Below are 16,330 nucleotides of genomic sequence, written 5' to 3' on the forward strand. Positions count from 1 at the left end.
CCGAGTCCGCGTCAGGCCAGGCTCACCTCGACCGGCAGCTTCTTGATCCCGTTGACGAAGTTGGAGCGCACGCGCGGGACGTCGCCGACGAGGCGGATGCCGGCGAGGCGCGGGATCAGCTCCTCGAACATGATGCGGATCTCGGTGCGGGCCAGCAGATTGCCGAGGCACAGATGCGGGCTGCCCTTGCCGAAGGTGACGTGGTCGTTGTCGGCGCGGGCGACGTCGAAGTCGTACGGGTTGCCGAAGGTCTCCTCGTCGCGGTTGCCGGAGGCGTACCACATGACGACCTTGTCACCCTCCTTGACCTGCTTGCCGCCGAGTTCGACATCACGGGTCGCGGTACGGCGGAAGTGGTAGACGGGGGACGCCCAGCGCAGGAACTCCTCCGTCGCCACCGGGATCAGGGACGGGTCCTCCTGGAGGCGGGCGAGCTGTTCCGGGTGCTGGAGCAGGGCCAGCATCGAGTGGGTGATGGTGTGGCGGGTGGTCTCGTTGCCGGCCACGACCAGGAGCAGGAAGTAGTTGTCGAAGTCCTGTGGCGAGAGCGGCACACCGTCCTTCGGGGTGGTGTTCACCAGCTTCGACACCAGGTCGGTGCCGTCGCCGCCACGCCGCTGCCGGGCCAGTTCGCGGCCGTACTCGAAGACTTCGAGGGAGGCGGGTGAGCGGAACGGCAGATGCCGGTACTGCTCGCTCTCCGCGCTGTTCAGCAGGACGTCGGCGTAGTCGGGGTCGGTGTTGCCGATGATGCGGTTGCCCCAGTCGATGAGCCGCTGGTTGTCCTCCGGGGGTACGTCGAGGAGCCGGGCGAGGACGTTGATGGGGAAGTCGGCGGAGATGTCGGCGACGAAGTCGAAGGTGCCCTTGGCGAGGGCCGCGTCGAGGGTGGTGGCGGTGAGGCCGCGCAGGAAGTCGGTGTAGCTGTTGATGACGTTCGCGCCGAACTGGCGCTGGATCACGCTGCGCAGGGCGCGGTGGCGGACGCCGTCCAGTTCCAGGACGGAGGCGCGTTTCTTGATCTGGTCCTCGTCGACCTCTTCCAGGTTGACGAACTTCGTCGAGGTGAAGGTCTCCGCGTCACGGTCCACGCGGGCGATGTCGGCGTGCCGGGTCACCGCCCAGAAGCCGGAGTTGGGGGCCTCCTCCGGCTGCCAGTGCACCGGGTCCTGGTGGCGCAGGGTGTGGAACATGCGCCACGGGGTGATGCCGTCGGTGAAGTTGTCGAGGTCGGCGAGGTCCACGTCGTCCAGCGGCAGGGGTTCCCGCATGGCTTCGCTGACGGAGGGGGTGGGGGCGGAAGTGGTCATGGGGCTGGTTCTCCCGGGCTTCACAGGTGGTAGGCGTACTCGGTGAACTCCCAGTCGGTGACATGCCGTTGGAAGCGTTCGACCTCGTCGCGCTTGTAGCTGAGGTACGAGGTGGTGAAGTCCTTGCCGAGGATCTCGGTCAGGGCGGTGTCCGCCTCCAGCGCGTCGAGGGCGGCGGACAGGCTTGTCGGCAGCACGGCCGCGCGGGCGGTGTCGTAGCCGTAGCCCTCCAGCGGGGCGGGGGGTTCCTCGCCCGCCCGGGCGCCGAGCAGGGCGGCGGCGACGGTGCCCGCGATGAGCAGATAGGGGTTGGCGCTGGCGTCGCCGAGCCGCAGTTCGAGGCGGGCGCCGGAGCCGCGCTCGGGCGGGACACGGAGCATGGCGCTGCGGTTGTCCAGCCCCCAGTCGATCAGCCAGGGCGCGAGGGTGTCCCGGCCGAAGCGTTTGTAGGAGTTGACCGTCGGGTTGGCGAGGGCGGCGAGGGCCGGGGCGTGGGCGAGGACGCCGGCGATCGCGTGGCGGGCGGTGCCGGACAGACCGTACTGGCCCGAGGGGTCGTCGAAGGAGTTGCGGCCCTGCTCGTCGTCGCAGGACAGGTGGAGGTGGAAGCCGGAGCCGCCCGCGTCGTTGAAGGGTTTGGCCATGAAGGTGGCGAGGCGGCCCTCCTTGCGCGCGAGTTCCTTGACGGCGGCCTTGAAGCGGAAGGAGCGGTCGGCGGCCGACAGGGCCTCCGAGTGCGTCAGGTTGATCTCGAACTGGCCGCCGTCGAACTCGTGGTTGCCGGTGGTGACGCCGATGCGCAGGTCGCGGAGCTGCCGCAGGGTGCGCAGCAGATGGTTGTCGGGGTCGGCGCGCAGGCCTGCCGTGTAGACGACGCCGGTGGCGCCCGAGTAGCGCTTCCAGCCGCTCGGGGAGGCCGGGTCCTCGTCGCAGAGGAAGTACTCGAGTTCGGGGCCGACCACCGGGCGCAGGCCCTGCTCGGCGCAGCGGGCGAGCACCGAGCGCAGCAGGTCGCGGGGCGACTCGGGGGCGGGTGCCCCGGTGGCCGGGTCGACGGTCTCACCGAGACAGGAGGCGACCCCGGGCTCCCAGGGCAGGGCGACCAGGGTGTCGAGGTCCGGGCGCACGGTGATGTCGGGCAGACCGGCGTCCAGGCCGCCGGGCACGGGGACGACGTCCCCCTGGGGTGAGGTGTGGTAGACGGCCCGGCAGAAGGCGAGGCCGTGCTCGCACGCCGTCGGCAGGTGGTCGAGCAGGACGTCCCGGGCGCGGTCGGTGCCGAGGAGATCGGGATAGGTCACCCGGACCACGTCGATGCCCTCGGCGGCCAGCCGCTCCTGGTGCTGCCCGACGGCCGGTGTTTCGGATGCGCTCACCGTGGTCTCCTCGGCGGCTAGGTCGACTGTTTGATGCCAAACGATAAGAACGACTTCATCGGCCCGCAAGGGGTCGGGGAGGGAAAAATTATCCACCTGGACAGGTATTGACCAGGGGGAGGCGACTTCCTATGTTGTTTGAAGCCAAACGAGCATTCTCCCCCCATCCCGACGCCCTGACTCCCAGGAGGACCGGCCATGAAGGTCGTCGTCGACATGAACAAGTGCCAGGACCACGGACAGTGCGTCTTCGCCGCCCCCGACGTCTTCCAGCTCGACGAGAACGGGCGTCTGGCCTACGTCGACGACCCCGACGACGCGCTGCTCGACGAGGTCGAGGAAGCCGCCGACGTCTGTCCGCTCCAGGCCATCCGGATCGAGGGCTGAGTCCCATGACAGGACGCATGGTCGTCGCGGGTGCCTCCATGGCGGGCCTGCGCGCGGCCGAGCAGCTGCGCTCGGCCGGCTGGACCGGGGCGATCACCCTCGTCGGCGACGAGCCGCACATGCCCTACAACCGGCCCCCGCTCTCCAAGGAGGTCCTGGCCGGCAAGGCACCCTTCGAGTCGCTGGCCTTCCGCCCCCGCGCGAGCGTCGCCGACGTGGAGTGGCGCCTCGGCACCAAGGTCGTCGCGTCCCGCCTCGCCGAGCGGGCCGTCGTACTCGACGACGGGTCGGAGCTCTCGTACGACGGTCTGGTCGTCGCCACCGGTATGCGGCCCCGGCGGCTGGGCTGCCCCGGCCCGCTCGCCGGCCGCCACACCGTCCGCACCCTCGCCGACGCGCAGGGCCTGCGGGAGGAGCTGACCCGGCCCGGTGTCCGGGTGGTCGTCGTGGGCGCCGGATTCATCGGCTGCGAGGTGGCCGCCACCGCCGTAGGACTCGGTGTCGCCGAGGTGACCGTCGTCGATCCGCTGCCGCTGCCCATGGTCGGCCCGCTCGGCGAACTCCTCGGGCGCGCGCTGCTCCGGCGGCACGAGGAGCGCGGGGTGCGCTTCGCGCTCGGCACGGGCGTCGCCAGGTTCGAGGGCGAGGACCGGGTCACGGGCGTGGTGCTCGGCGACGGGACCGTGCTGCCCGCCGATGTGGTCGTGGAGTCGGTCGGTTCGCTCGCGAACACCGAATGGCTCGACGGCAACGGGCTGGACCTGACCGACGGGGTGCTCACCGACGGGCGACTGCGGGTCGGCGGGCGGCCCGACGTGGTCGCGGTGGGCGATGTCGCCCGCTTCCCCAACGCCCGCTACGACGGCGTGCCGCGCCGGGTCGAGCACTGGTCGATCCCCACGGACACCGCCAAGCACGCGGCGAAGGTCCTCACCGGCGCCGAGCCGGCGCCCTTCGCGCCGCTGCCCACCTTCTGGAGCGACCAGCACGACTTCCGGCTCCAGTCCTTCGGCGCGCCCGCGCTCGGCCGGGACGACGTACGCGTCCTGGACGGCGACCCGGCCGCGGACGTCCTGGTCGGCTACCACCACGCCGGCCGGCTGGTCGGTGTCGTCGCGCTCGGCGGCCCCGCCGCCGTGTCCGCCGCGGCCCGTTACCGCGCCGAACTGCTCCAGCAGCCCGCCCTCACCGCGTAAGGAACCACCTGACCATGACCAGTGTCCGTGGATACCTCCACCCCAAGACGGCGAGCGGCGCCTCGTCGCTGATTCCGGCTCCCCCGTGGCGCTACTCGGGCGACCTGCTCACCGTCGAGTACCGCACGGATCCCGCGCGGGTGCGTGAACTGCTGCCGGAGCCTTTGGAGTTGGCCGACGAGGACCCCGGTGCGGTCGCCCTCATCTGGGCCGACTGGCAGTCCTGCTCGGCGTCGGGCGCGGAGCTGCTCGACCCCGTGCTCTCCCAGTACAAGGAGGCCTTCGCGGTCGTCCGCTGCGCGTACAAGGGGCGGACGTACTCGCGGTGCGTCTACATCTGGGTCGACAAGGACTTCGCGATCGCCCGGGGGCTGCACCAGGGGTATCCGAAGAAGCTCGGGTCCATCCACCAGACGCGGCCCCATCCCTACGGGGCCGCTCCGCGGGTTGCGGCGGGGGCTCGGTTCGGGGCGACGTTGGCGGCTGCGGATCGGAGGCTGGCCCAGGCCGTGGTGACGCTTCGGGAGCCGTCGGAGACGAACGGGTTCGTGAACGGGCATGCCATGGCTCATCACCGGTGGCTGCCGTCCATCGAGAAAGGGAAGGGGCTGGCGCTGGACGAGTTGATCGAGTCCGGGGCGGCCGACTTCGAGGGCGGGCAGCCGTGGGTCGGTGACGCGGAGTTGGAGCTTTTCGAGGCGCCTACGGAGGAGTTGGCCCGCTTGGAGATTCGTGAGCCGATCGCTGCGTATTACCGCCAGGTGGGGGTCGTTTGGGACGGCGGGCGCTTGTTGGAGTCCAGGTCGTCGGAAGCGTCTGCCGAGTGAGGTTCGTGGGCCGCTGCGGGTTCGTTGTGGCTGGTCGCGCAGTTCCCCGCGCCCCTGGGTGGGCGCAGTCCTCTTCGCCGGAAAGGAACACCCTTCTTATGGCTCACAAAATCACCGTCGCCGGAGTCTCCGTCGACACCCGGCACTGGATCGGCGGCCGGCGGGTCGCCTCCGCCGGGACGTTCACTGATGTGTCCCCCATCGATGGTCGTGTTCTCGGTGAGATCGCTCGCGGTGGGCCGGGGGAGGTCGAGGCCGCGGTCGGCGCTGCCCGGGACGCGTTCCCCTCCTGGGCCGCCACCCCCCGTGCCGAACGCGCCCGCATCCTGCACGCCATCGCCGACGGGGTCGAGAAGCGGCTCGAAGAGTTGGCGATGGTCGAGACGAACGACAATGGTGCTCTGCTGCGCTCGCACCGGCGGGGCGTGATGCCTCGGGTCGCGCACAACTTCCGGTTCTTCGCGGACTGGTTGCTGACGCTGGAGCACGAGGACTTCGAGACGCGCGGGCACACCAACCAGGTGAGTTGGGATCCGGCGGGGCCGTCCGTGCTGATCACGCCGTGGAACGCGCCGCTGATGCTGGCCACGTGGAAGGTCGCCCCGGCCCTCGCCGCAGGCAACACCGTGATTCTGAAGCCGGCCGAGTGGACGCCGCTCACCGCGTCGCTGCTGGCGGACATCGCCGCCGAGGCGGGGCTGCCCGCCGGGGTGCTCAATGTCGTGCAGGGGTACGGGTCGGAGATCGGTGACGCGCTCACCTCGCATCCGGACGTGCGGCGGATCAGCTTCACCGGGTCCGTGCCGACGGCCCAGCGGATCGCCGGGTCGGCGGCACCGAATCTCACCCCGCTCAGCCTCGAACTCGGCGGCAAGTCCCCGCTGTTGGTGTTCGCGGACGCCGATCTGGACCTCGCCGTGGACCTCGCCGTGGAGCAGTACGACAACGCGGGGCAGGTATGTCTGGCGGCGACGCGGTTCCTGGTCGAGGAGTCGGTCGCCGAGGAGTTCACCCGGCGGTTCGTGGAGAAGGCCGCCACGCTCGTCCAGGGCGATCCGCGCGACGAGGCCACCGACATCGGGCCCACCATCCATCCCCGGCAGCTGGAGAAGATCGACGGGTTCGTGCGGCGGGCGGTGGCGGCCGGGGCCCGTGCGGTCATCGGGGGGCATCGGAAGGACGGGCAGTACTACGCGCCGACGCTGCTCACCGATGTCGCCCAGGACTCCGAGATCGTGCAGGAGGAGGTCTTCGGGCCGGTCCTGACGCTCCAGACCTTCACCGACGAGGACGAGGCGGTCCGGCTCGCCAACGACACCCGCTTCGGGCTGGCCGCCACACTCGCCACCGGCGATCCCGAGCGCGCCGCAAGAGTCACCGCGCGGCTCGTCGCGGGCACCGTCTGGGTCAACTGCTTCTTCGTACGCGATCTGCGGGCGCCCTTCGGCGGCACCCGCCAGTCGGGGGTCGGCCGGGAGGGCGGCACCTGGAGCTTCGACTTCTACTGCGACCTCAAGAACACCGTGACCGCACCGAACGGATGGAACCACCATGGGTGAGATCGTCGGGGCGGGACTCCTCGCCCACGTCCCCACCATCGTCCTGCCGGAGGCCGACCGGCTCGAGCTCAACGAGGGCAAGGAGATCACCCTCGTCACCGGGCTCCAGCAGCTCCGCGAGGACGTCTTCGAGCGTGATGCCGCCAACGCATACGACACCGTGGTCGTCCTCGACTCGCACTGGGCGACGACGGTCGAGTTCGTCGTCACCGCGCAGGCGCGCCGCGCCGGTCTCTTCACCTCCGAGGAGCTGCCGCGCGGGATGTGCCGGATGCCGTACGACTTCCCCGGTGACCCCGAACTCGCCCTGAACATCGAGAAGTTCGCGGACAAGCACGGCACGTGGATCACCGCGATCGAGGACGAGTACCTGCCGATCTACTACGCCACGATCAACCTCTGGAAGTTCCTCGGCGAGGGTCTGCCCGACAAGCGGTGGGTGACCATCGGGGTCTGCCAGACCGGGGACATGGAGGACCATCTGCGGCTGGGGCGGGCGCTCGCCGACGGTATCGCCGCCACTCCGGGGCGACGGGTGCTGCTGATCGCCTCGGGCGCGCTGTCGCACACCTTCTGGCCGCTGCGCGAGCTGCGCGACCACGAGGCGAGCGACCCGGCGCACATCTTCACACCCGAGGCCCGCGCGGCCGACCACGAGCGGATCGGCTGGTTCAAGGAGGGCCGCCACGACAAGGTCCTCGACACGATGGACGAGTTCTGGAAGTACAGGCCGGAGGCCAAGTTCTTCCACTATCTGATGCTGGCGGGCGCGCTGGGCGAGCGGTCCTGTGTCGCCAAGGCCCGGCAGTACGGGGAGTACGAGAACTCCATCGGCACCGGACAGGTCCATCTCTGGTTCGACCGGCCGGCCGTCGGCTGGACCGGCGACGGTATCAAGGCGGCTCCGGCCGCCGCCCCGCGCACTCCCCCCACTCGCTTCTAGGAGACCCGCCATGCCCGAATACCGCCGCATCCTCCTGGACGGGGCCGCCGTCCAGGTCACCGTCGACGGCGACGAACTGGTCGCCGGGGACGGCCGCCGCGTCAAGACCGAGGAGGCGCGGCACCTTCCGCCGGTCGTGCCGTCGAAGGTGATCGCCGTCCACCTCAACCACCGCAGCCGCGTCGACGAGTTCCGGATCGAACTCCCCGAGACGCCCACCTACTTCCACAAGCCGACGTCGTCCCTCAACTCGCACCAGGGCGCCATCGTCCGCCCCGAGGGCTGCAAGTGGCTCAACTACGAGGGCGAGGTCGCCATCGTCATCGGGAGGACCGCGCGCAACATCTCCCCGGCCGAGGCGGGCGGGTACATCGCCGGCTACACCATCGCCAACGACTACGGTCTGCACGACTTCCGCGACACCGACGCCGGTTCGATGCTCCGGGTGAAGGGCTCGGACACCCTGTGCCCGCTCGGGCCGGGACTCGTCACGGACTGGGACTTCCACGGCAAGCGGCTGCGGACGTACGTCAACGGCGAGGTCGTCCAGGACGGTTCGACGGACGAGATGAAGTGGGACATGCACTATCTCGTCGCCGACATCGCCCGCACCATCACCCTCCACCCCGGTGACGTCCTGCTGTCCGGCACCCCGGCCAACTCCCGGCCCGTACAGCCCGGTGACGTCGTCGAGGTGGAGGTGGAGGGCCTCGGCCGGCTCACCAACCACATCGTCACCGGCCCCACGCCCGTACGGACCGATGTGGGCGCGCAGCCCACGGAGTCCGAGGAAGTGCTGTCCACGGCCCTCGGCGGCGACTGGGAGTTCCGCGGCATCCGCCCGCCCCAGCGGTGACCTCCCGGTGCGGAGACGGGCAGGTAGGGTCACCCGCATGACCGACTCCGCCGACGCCTCCGAGAGCCGCAAGCCACGTAGGCGTCTGCACTACGGCGAGGGGCGTGAGGCCCTGCTGAACGCCGCCGTGCGTGTGGTGGCGCGGGGCGGACTGCGCAAGCTCACCTACCGGGCCGTCGCGGAGGAGGCGGGGGTCACCCACGGTCTGGTCGTGCACCACTTCGGGTCGCGTGACGCCCTGATCGAGGAGGCCCTCGCCCACACGATCCGCACCTCGCTGAGCACGAGTTCCCTCGAACCGGGCACCGGCAGGGTCGCGGACTTCTCCACCGGGGTGTCCGACATGGTCACGGCGGATCCGGACACCCAGGCGTTCCAGTACGAGCTGCTGCTGGAGTCCCGCCGTCGGCCGGAGCTGCTGCCGCAGATCCGTGAGCTGTACGACGAGTACTTCGACGCGGCCCAGCGCGAGCTGGGCCGTATGCTGCCGGCCGGTGCGGACAAGGCGCTGACCCGGCTGGTCTTCGCCGCGCTCGACGGTCTGGTGCTGCATCAGCTCGTCCTCGGCGAGCCCGAGGTCACCGACGCGGCCCTGGCGGAGCTGCGCTCCCTGCTGAGGCTGCTCGACGCCGACGGCGACACCGCCGACGAGGCCCGTGAATAGCGTCTGACCTGCGCATTTCAATGCCCTGGACGCTCGGTGTCCGGGGCCTTTCGCCGTGGTGCCGCCGCAGGTCTCGTCCGGTTCCCGAATGCCTGCGGAAATCTTCCCGCAGCCCCTTGCCAAACGGATAGTTCGAGCCCACGATAAGGCAACTCGTTTGGGCTGAAACGAATCCATCCCTCCCCGTCCCCGACAGGTGATCCGAGTGGACAGTCAGACGGCGGTCGCCCCGCACAGCACACAAGACCCATCCCCCGCAGGCAGGCTCAAGCCCGATTCCCTCGGCGTCCTGGGCATCCTCTTCTTCGTCCTTTCCGCCCAGGCACCGCTGACCGGCATCGCCGGAGCCGTCCCCATCGCCGTCGTCATCGGCAACGGGGCCGGAGCGCCCGCCGCGTATCTCGCGGCCGGCGTCGTGGTCCTGCTGTTCTCCATCGGCTTCGTCGCCATGGGCCGGCACGTCGTGGACGCCGGCGCCTTCTACACGTACATCGGCAGGGGGCTGGGCCGCTCGACCGGCTCCGGCAGCGCCGGCGTCGCGCTCTTCGCCTACTGCGCGATCCAGGCCGCGATGTACGGGCTGTACGGCGCGACGGTGAGCGGCCTGGTGGAACACTACGCCGGCGTACAGATCGCGTGGTGGGTCTGGGCGCTGGTCACCATGGTGGTCGTCCAGGTCCTCGGCGCCGCCGGGATCGAGATGGGCGCCAAGGTGCTCGCCGTGTTCGTCCTGGCGGAGTTCAGCATCCTGATCGTCTTCGCCCTCGTGACCTTCGTCCAGGGCGGCGGCCCCGAGGGGCTCGGCTTCGCCGACAGCTTCTCGCCGGACGCGGCGCTCCAGGGCGCACCCGGTGTGGCGCTGATGTTCGCCGTGGCGTCGATGTTCGGCTTCGAGGCGACCGCCATCTACGGCGAGGAGGCCCGGGAGCCGAGAAAGACGGTCCCGCGCGCCACCTATCTGTCGGTCCTGGTGGTCACCTGCTTCTTCGCCTTCACCTCGTGGATGCTGGTCTCCGCGCACGGTGCGTCCCGGGCCACCGCGGAGGCGGGCAAGGCGCTGGAGAGCGGCGATGCCTCGTCCTGGGTCTTCGCCCCCATCGCGGCGCGGTTCGGCGCGTGGACCGGCGATGTGCTGCCGATCCTGCTGGCCACCTCGCTGTTCGCCGGCATCCTCGCCTTCCACAACTCCGCGAACCGCTATCTGTTCTCCCTGGGCCGCGAAGGTCTGCTGCCCCACGGACTGACCACGCTCAACCGGCGCCACTCCCCCTGGGCGGCCGGCATCGTCCAGACGGTGATCGCGGCGGCCCTGGTCATGCCGTTCGCGCTCCTCGGCAAGGACCCGGTGCTGACACTCTTCTCCTGGTTCAGCGGAGTCGCCGTACTGGGGATCATGCTCCTGTACTTCCTGACCTCCGTCTCCGTGGTCGTCTTCTTCCGCCGCTCCCGTGCCGACACCCGGCCCTGGAACACGCTGATCGCACCGATCCTGGGCGCGCTCGGCATCGCCGGGGCGATCTGGCTGATCATCGCGAACTTCACCACGCTCATCGGCGGCGACGAGAGCACCGCGATGTGGCTCCAGCTGACCGTCCCGGTGGTGCTGATCCTGGGCCTCGTCGTGGCCCGGCTGACCCGGCGCGGGCAGACCGTCACGGGCTGACCGCCCGCCCACCGTCATCGATTCGAACCCCCGAGAAGAACCGAGAAGAAGAGGTGAGCTGATGCCCGCCCTCGCCCACGACGCCCTGCTCCGTCGCGCCAAGGAACTGGACCTGCCCGACCAGCACCACATCGACGGGACGGACGAGCCGGGCGGGGGCGCCTCCTTCGCCGTCGTGTCGCCCCGAGACGGTCGGACACTCGTCGAGGTCGCCGACGCCCGCGCCGCCGAGGTCGACCTCGCCGTGGCAGCCGCCCGCCGCGCCTTCGACTCCGGGCCCTGGCCCCGCCTCGCACCCGCCGACCGCGGCCGGACCCTGCTCCGCGTCGCCGAACTCCTCGAAGAGCAGCGGGAGAAGCTCGCCCTGACCATCACCCTGGAGATGGGCAAGCCGTTCACGGAAGCGCACGACATCGAACTGCGCGCCGCGATCAACACCTTCCGCTGGTACGGGCAGTTGGCCGACAAACTCACCGACGAGTCGCCGCACACCGCGCCGGACGCCCTGGCTCTGATCACCCGGGAGCCGGCGGGTGTCGTGGGCGCCGTGGTCCCCTGGAACTTCCCCCTGACGCTGGCGAGTTGGAAGGTCGCCCCGGCGCTGGCCGCGGGCTGCACGGTCGTACTCAAACCGTCGGAGAACGCACCGCTGTCCGCCCTGCTCCTGGGCCGGATCGCCACCGAGGCCGGTCTGCCGCCGGGCGTGCTCAACGTCGTCACCGGTGACGGGCCGGTGGCCGGGCGGGCGATCGGACTGCACCCCGATGTGGACGTCCTGGCCTTCACCGGCTCCACGGCGGTCGGCCGACACTTCCTGCGCTACGCGGCCGACTCCAACCTCAAGCGCGTCTGGCTGGAGTTGGGCGGCAAGTCGCCGAACATCATCCTCCCCGACGCCCCCGACCTGGAGAAGGCCGCCGCCACCGCCGCCTGGGGCATCTTCTTCAACCAGGGCGAGATGTGCACCGCCCCCTCCCGGCTCCTGGTGCACTCCTCCGTCGCCGAACGCGTCACCGAGGCCATCGTGGCCCGGGCCGGGGAGCTGCGGGTCGGCGACCCGCTCGACCCGGCCACCGACATGGGCGCGCTGGTGGGCGAGAGCCATCTGGAGCGCGTCCTCGACCACATCGGCACCGGACTCGACGAGGGCGCGCGGCTGCGGGCCGGCGGCGGTCGCACCCTGGCCGACACGGGCGGCAGCTATCTGCGGCCGACCGTCTTCGACGGAGTGGACCCCGGCATGCGGCTGGCCCGCGAGGAGATCTTCGGCCCCGTCCTGTCCGTCCTCACCTTCGACGACCTGGACGAGGCGGTACGGCTCGCCAACGCCACCGAGTACGGCCTCGCCGCCGGCCTGTGGACCTCCGACCTGTCCACCGCGCACAAGGTCTCGCGTGCGCTCAGGGCCGGGACGGTGTGGGTGAACTGCTACGAGGAAGGGGACCTGACCGTGCCCTTCGGCGGCATGAAGCAGTCGGGCAACGGCCGCGACAAGTCCGTACACGCCATCGAGAAGTACACCGAGCTCAAGACCACGTGGATCCAGCTGTGACCACGCCCCCGCGACCGCTGATCGCCGTTCCGGCCCGCTTCTCCGCCACGACCTCGGCGCTGCGGTACGCCGCCGAGGTCAACGCCCGCGCCCTGATCGAGGCGGTGTGGCGAGCCGGCGGCGAACCGGCGACCGTTCACCCCGCTCCCGGAGACGTCACGTCCCGCCTCGCCCGGTTCGACGGCGTCCTCCTCCCGGGCGGCGGCGACCTCGCCCCCCACCGCTACGGAGCGCGAGGTGTCCACGCCAGCGTCTACGACGTCGACGACGTCCAGGACTCCTTCGACCTCGAAGTCGCCCGCAGCGCCCTGGACCTGGGCCTGCCCCTGCTGGCGGTCTGCCGCGGCCTCCAGGTCGTCGACGTCGCCCTCGGCGGCACCCTGGAACAGGACATGGGCGGCCCGGAACGGGAACACCGGCACCTCGTGCACCCGGTGGCGATCCGGCGCGGCACCCTGCTGGAGCAGGCCACCGGCGCGCAGAAGGTGGAGGCGTCCTGCTACCACCACCAGCGGGTGGACCGCCTCGGCGCGGGCCTGGAGGTCACCGCTCGCGCCGCCGACGGCACCACGGAAGGACTCGAACTCCCCGGAGCGGCCGGGTGGTTCACCGCCGTCCAGTGGCATCCCGAGGACACCGCCCACGAGGACCCCGCGCAACAGGGCCTCTTCGACGCCCTCGTACGAGCCGCCGCGGACCGGCGCTGACCCGCACAGGTCACCGCGTCCAGTAGGCGATATTACGGAAGCGGGCCTCGGCGCGGCCGGAGCCGTGGTGGTAGACGCCGTTCTTGAAGTAGCGGGTGGCGGGGCCCCGGTCGTCGACCGTGAGGACGAGGGAGTCGTCGAAGTAGACCTTGATGGTGCCGGTCCCGCTGCTCGCCTCGTGGGCGATCTTCACGTTGAACCAGGTGTCGTACGCGTTGGTCTTGAGCACCGTGCCGTCGTAGCGCCGCACGGTGCCGCCGCCTGTGTTGTAGGCGTTGAGCATGATGTCGGTGGCCGGCGTGCCCGAGGGGCGGCGGGTTCGCAAGGTCTGGACGAAGGACGCGCCGTCGGTGCCGGCCGGGAGGTAGACGTCGGCGTCCCACATGTGGTCGCCCGTCGTGTAGTCGTTCTTCCAGCGCATCTCGGTGCGCGGGTCGGTGGAGTTGCCCTCCTCGAACGGCTCGTCGGTGCTGTACACCCACATGCGGTGGACGCCACCGCTGTAGCTGTGCCGGTCGCTCAGGTCGAGGTTCCAGGGCTTCTGCCAGCTGTACGTGAACGAGGTCCGCGTCCAGCCGTCGGTCGGATCGGCGGCCGGTGCGGCCGGTACCGCCGTCGCGGCGGCGGCGGCGAGCGGGGAGTGCGACAGGGTCAGCGCGGCACCGCCGGCCAGCACGCCGGCTCCTGCCCGTAAGACGGTTCGCCTCTTCATCAGGGTCCTTCCCGGAATGAATACATCGGAGGGGTCAAACGTCTGGACCATGTTGCCAAAGTGAGCATGGGGCCCAATTCCGCTCTCCCACAGCCTAATTCCGGCCTGCATTGAGTCGAATCTCGCCATCACCCCGACCATTGACAGGTACACGAAGTCTGCCTAGGTTCGCCAATACACCCGATGTATCGATGACCCTTCAGGTCTGGAGGACGATGATGACCTCGCAGTCGGGGAGTCACTCACCCCTGCCCCGCCGCGCCGTGCTCGGTACCGCGCTGGGCGGAGCGGCGGTGGCGGCCCTGCCCGGGACGGCCCATGCCGGACAGCCCTTACCGGCGGCGGCACCGTCCGCCGATGCCGATGCGGTGGCCTCAGGCGGCAGACGCCCCTGGAGACTCCGCTCCACCATGACCACCGACCGCTCCTGGGAGGGTTTCCTGCGCGACCAGGACCTCCGATGGACGAGGCTGCCCACCCGCTGGTACGAGGGGCCGTTCCTCGGTGACGGGCTGCTCGGCAGCATGATCTACCAGGAGCCGGGCGCCCACCAGATCCGCTTCACCGTGCAGCACGGCCGGGTCCAGGACCACCGGCCCGAGTTCGGCAGCGGCTGGGGCACCTGCCGACTGCCGGTCGGACACCTGACACTCGAACCGGTCGGCACCATCACCTCCGTCGACTGGCGGCTGAGCCTGTGGAACGCCGAACTCACCGGCACCATCACGACCACCGCCGGCACCCTCACCTTCTCCGCCCTCATCCACGACGAGGTCCTGGCCGTCCGCGCGAAGGCCAAGGGCGGCGAACGGGTCAGCTGGACCTTCCACCCCGAGGAGGCCATCAGCCCCCGGAAGATCAGCGAGGCCCCGCCCGCCGGCTACACCGCCAACCCGCCCTGGACGACGCGCACCACCGCCGACGGCACCGAGCAGGTGCTCCAGCCCCTCACCGGCGGCGGCCAGACCGCCACCGCGTACCGCCGCTCCGGCGACGAACTGCTGCTCAGCGTCGGGCACAGCTCGCCCTCGACCACCGCCGCCGAGGCCGACTCGTTGCGCCACCTCCGGCGCGCGGCGTCGTACGGCGCTCTCCGGCGGCGGCACCTGCGCTGGTGGCACGCCTTCTACCCGAAGAGCTTCGTCTCGTTCCCCGATCAGCGGCTGCAGAGCTTCCACTGGATCCAGCTCTACAAGGTCGCCTCCGCCAGCCGCGCGGGCGGCCCCGTCATGGCCACCTCGGGGCCGTGGCTGGAGCCGACGCCGTGGCCCGCGGTCTGGTGGAACCTCAACATCCAGCTGGAGTACTGGCTCGTCCACGGCTCCAACCACCTGGAACTCGACTCACTCGCCACCACCGTGCGGCAGAACCAGGAACAGCTGATCGCCAACGTGCCCGCCGCCTACCGCGCGGACAGCTCCGGCGTCGGTCGCAGCTCCGACATGTTCGCCAACCGGGGGGTGGGCCGGCCGGGCAGCGGCACCGAGGTCGGCAACCTCACCTGGGCACTGCACAACGTGTGGCTGACCTACCGGCACTCCATGGACAAGGCCCTGCTGCGCGACACGGTCTTCCCCGTGCTGCGCCGGGCGATCAACTACTACCTGCACTTCCTCACCCCGGGCAGCGACGGCAAGCTGCATCTGCCGAGCACGCTCTCGCCCGAGTACCCGGTCGTGCCGCCGCAGGACACCAACTACGACCTGGCCCTCATCCGCTGGGGGTGCCAGACGCTGATCGAGTCGGCCGAACTGCTCGGTGTGGACGACGAGTTGATCCCGCGCTGGCAGGAGGTGCTGGCCCGGCTGACGCCGTACCCGGTCGACGACAACGGCTTCATGATCGGCGCGGACACCCCGTACGCGCAGTCCCACCGGCACTACTCGCATCTGCTGATGGTGTACCCGCTGTACCTCGTCAACTGGGAGCAGCCCGAGAGCCGTGACCTGATCACCAAGTCGGTCGTCCGCTGGCAGGCCCTGCCCAGCGCGCACCGGGGTTACAGCTACACGGGGGCCGCGTCGATGTACGCGATGACCGGCGACGGCGACACCGCGATCACGTATCTGCGGAAGTTCTTCGACCCCACCACCCGCTATCCCTGCCAGGCCAACACCCACTACACCGAGGCCGGTCCGGTCATCGAGACGCCGCTGTCCGCCTCGCAGTCGCTGCACGACATGTTCTGCCAGAGCTGGGGCGGCGTGATCCGGGTCTTCCCGGCCGTCCCGTCCGCCTGGGCGGACGTCACGCTGCACGACTTCCGCACCCAGGGTGCCTTCCTGGTCAGCGCCGTCCGGAAGGCGGGGTCGACCCGGTTCATCCGGATCAGGAGCCTGGCGGGCGAGCCGCTCAAGCTCCGGCACGGACTCAGTGGCCGCCTCACCGTGCTCCTCGACGACGGCACCCCGGCCCGCACCCAGGACCTGGGCGACGGCACCCTCGCCATCGACCTGCCCCAGGACCGCGAGGTGCTCGTCCACGCGGGCTCCCGGCCCGACCTCGTCATCGCGCCCGTCGCCGTCAGCGAGCCGGGCGCGGCCTGGGGACTGCCGTAAAGGCCACCGTCAGGACCACA

14 protein-coding genes are annotated in these 16,330 nt (G+C 70.5%); 11 read left to right on the forward strand and 3 right to left on the reverse strand.

The window, feature by feature from the left end; translation table 11 throughout:
• Positions 1 to 11: 11 nt before the first annotated feature.
• Complete coding sequence (locus JIX56_RS03120) at positions 12 to 1,310, reverse strand: cytochrome P450 (protein ID WP_257537217.1); 1,299 nt, start codon at positions 1,308 to 1,310, stop codon at positions 12 to 14.
• Positions 1,311 to 1,330: 20 nt separating this feature from the next.
• On the reverse strand, positions 1,331 to 2,686 hold the full coding sequence (locus JIX56_RS03125; RefSeq protein WP_257537218.1) for a glutamine synthetase family protein: 1,356 nt from the start codon (positions 2,684 to 2,686) through the stop codon (positions 1,331 to 1,333).
• A gap of 198 nt (positions 2,687 to 2,884) precedes the next feature.
• Here JIX56_RS03125 and JIX56_RS03130 point away from each other — a divergent pair, with 198 nt between their 5' ends.
• From JIX56_RS03130 to JIX56_RS03175, 10 genes are all read left to right on the forward strand, one after another.
• Positions 2,885 to 3,073, forward strand: coding sequence for a ferredoxin (locus JIX56_RS03130; protein ID WP_257537219.1), 189 nt, complete (start codon positions 2,885 to 2,887; stop codon positions 3,071 to 3,073).
• 5 nt (positions 3,074 to 3,078) lie between these two features.
• Complete coding sequence (locus tag JIX56_RS03135; protein WP_257537220.1) at positions 3,079 to 4,269, forward strand: NAD(P)/FAD-dependent oxidoreductase; 1,191 nt, start codon at positions 3,079 to 3,081, stop codon at positions 4,267 to 4,269.
• A 14-nt stretch (positions 4,270 to 4,283) separates the two neighbouring features.
• Positions 4,284 to 5,096 carry an acetoacetate decarboxylase family protein gene (locus JIX56_RS03140; RefSeq protein WP_257537221.1) on the forward strand — a complete coding sequence of 271 codons (813 nt, stop codon included), beginning with the start codon at positions 4,284 to 4,286 and terminating at the stop codon, positions 5,094 to 5,096.
• Between the two features lie 98 nt (positions 5,097 to 5,194).
• Positions 5,195 to 6,655, forward strand: a complete 1,461-nt coding sequence (locus JIX56_RS03145) for an aldehyde dehydrogenase (RefSeq protein WP_257537222.1) — start codon at positions 5,195 to 5,197, stop codon at positions 6,653 to 6,655.
• Positions 6,648 to 7,598, forward strand: a complete 951-nt coding sequence (locus JIX56_RS03150; RefSeq protein ID WP_257537223.1) for a 3,4-dihydroxyphenylacetate 2,3-dioxygenase — start codon at positions 6,648 to 6,650, stop codon at positions 7,596 to 7,598. The genes JIX56_RS03145 and JIX56_RS03150 overlap by 8 nt, the downstream gene beginning before the upstream one ends.
• Before the next feature lie 10 nt (positions 7,599 to 7,608).
• Complete coding sequence (locus tag JIX56_RS03155; RefSeq protein WP_257537224.1) at positions 7,609 to 8,454, forward strand: fumarylacetoacetate hydrolase family protein; 846 nt, start codon at positions 7,609 to 7,611, stop codon at positions 8,452 to 8,454.
• Positions 8,455 to 8,491: 37 nt separating this feature from the next.
• Positions 8,492 to 9,118 (forward strand): TetR/AcrR family transcriptional regulator, encoded by a 627-nt coding sequence (locus JIX56_RS03160; RefSeq protein WP_257537225.1) that lies wholly within the window; start codon positions 8,492 to 8,494, stop codon positions 9,116 to 9,118.
• 205 nt (positions 9,119 to 9,323) lie between these two features.
• Positions 9,324 to 10,781, forward strand: a complete 1,458-nt coding sequence (locus JIX56_RS03165) for an APC family permease (protein WP_257537226.1) — start codon at positions 9,324 to 9,326, stop codon at positions 10,779 to 10,781.
• Positions 10,782 to 10,842: 61 nt separating this feature from the next.
• A complete protein-coding gene (locus tag JIX56_RS03170; RefSeq protein ID WP_257537227.1) occupies positions 10,843 to 12,333 on the forward strand; it encodes an aldehyde dehydrogenase in 1,491 nt (496 codons plus the stop codon).
• The gene (locus JIX56_RS03175) at positions 12,330 to 13,040 is read left to right on the forward strand and encodes a gamma-glutamyl-gamma-aminobutyrate hydrolase family protein (RefSeq protein WP_257537228.1); all 711 of its coding nucleotides are present in this window, start codon (positions 12,330 to 12,332) and stop codon (positions 13,038 to 13,040) included. Before JIX56_RS03170 ends, JIX56_RS03175 begins: the two co-directional genes overlap by 4 nt.
• Before the next feature lie 10 nt (positions 13,041 to 13,050).
• On the opposite strand, the gene JIX56_RS03180 is transcribed toward JIX56_RS03175, so the two are convergent.
• Positions 13,051 to 13,752, reverse strand: coding sequence for a polysaccharide lyase family 7 protein (locus tag JIX56_RS03180; RefSeq protein ID WP_257537229.1), 702 nt, complete (start codon positions 13,750 to 13,752; stop codon positions 13,051 to 13,053).
• A gap of 218 nt (positions 13,753 to 13,970) precedes the next feature.
• Here JIX56_RS03180 and JIX56_RS03185 point away from each other — a divergent pair, with 218 nt between their 5' ends.
• Positions 13,971 to 16,310, forward strand: a complete 2,340-nt coding sequence (locus tag JIX56_RS03185) for a glycosyl hydrolase family 95 catalytic domain-containing protein (RefSeq protein WP_257550708.1) — start codon at positions 13,971 to 13,973, stop codon at positions 16,308 to 16,310.
• Positions 16,311 to 16,330: the final 20 nt, after the last annotated feature.

Origin of the sequence: Streptomyces sp. CA-210063 (assembly GCF_024612015.1) — a bacterium.
Classification (GTDB): domain Bacteria; phylum Actinomycetota; class Actinomycetes; order Streptomycetales; family Streptomycetaceae; genus Streptomyces.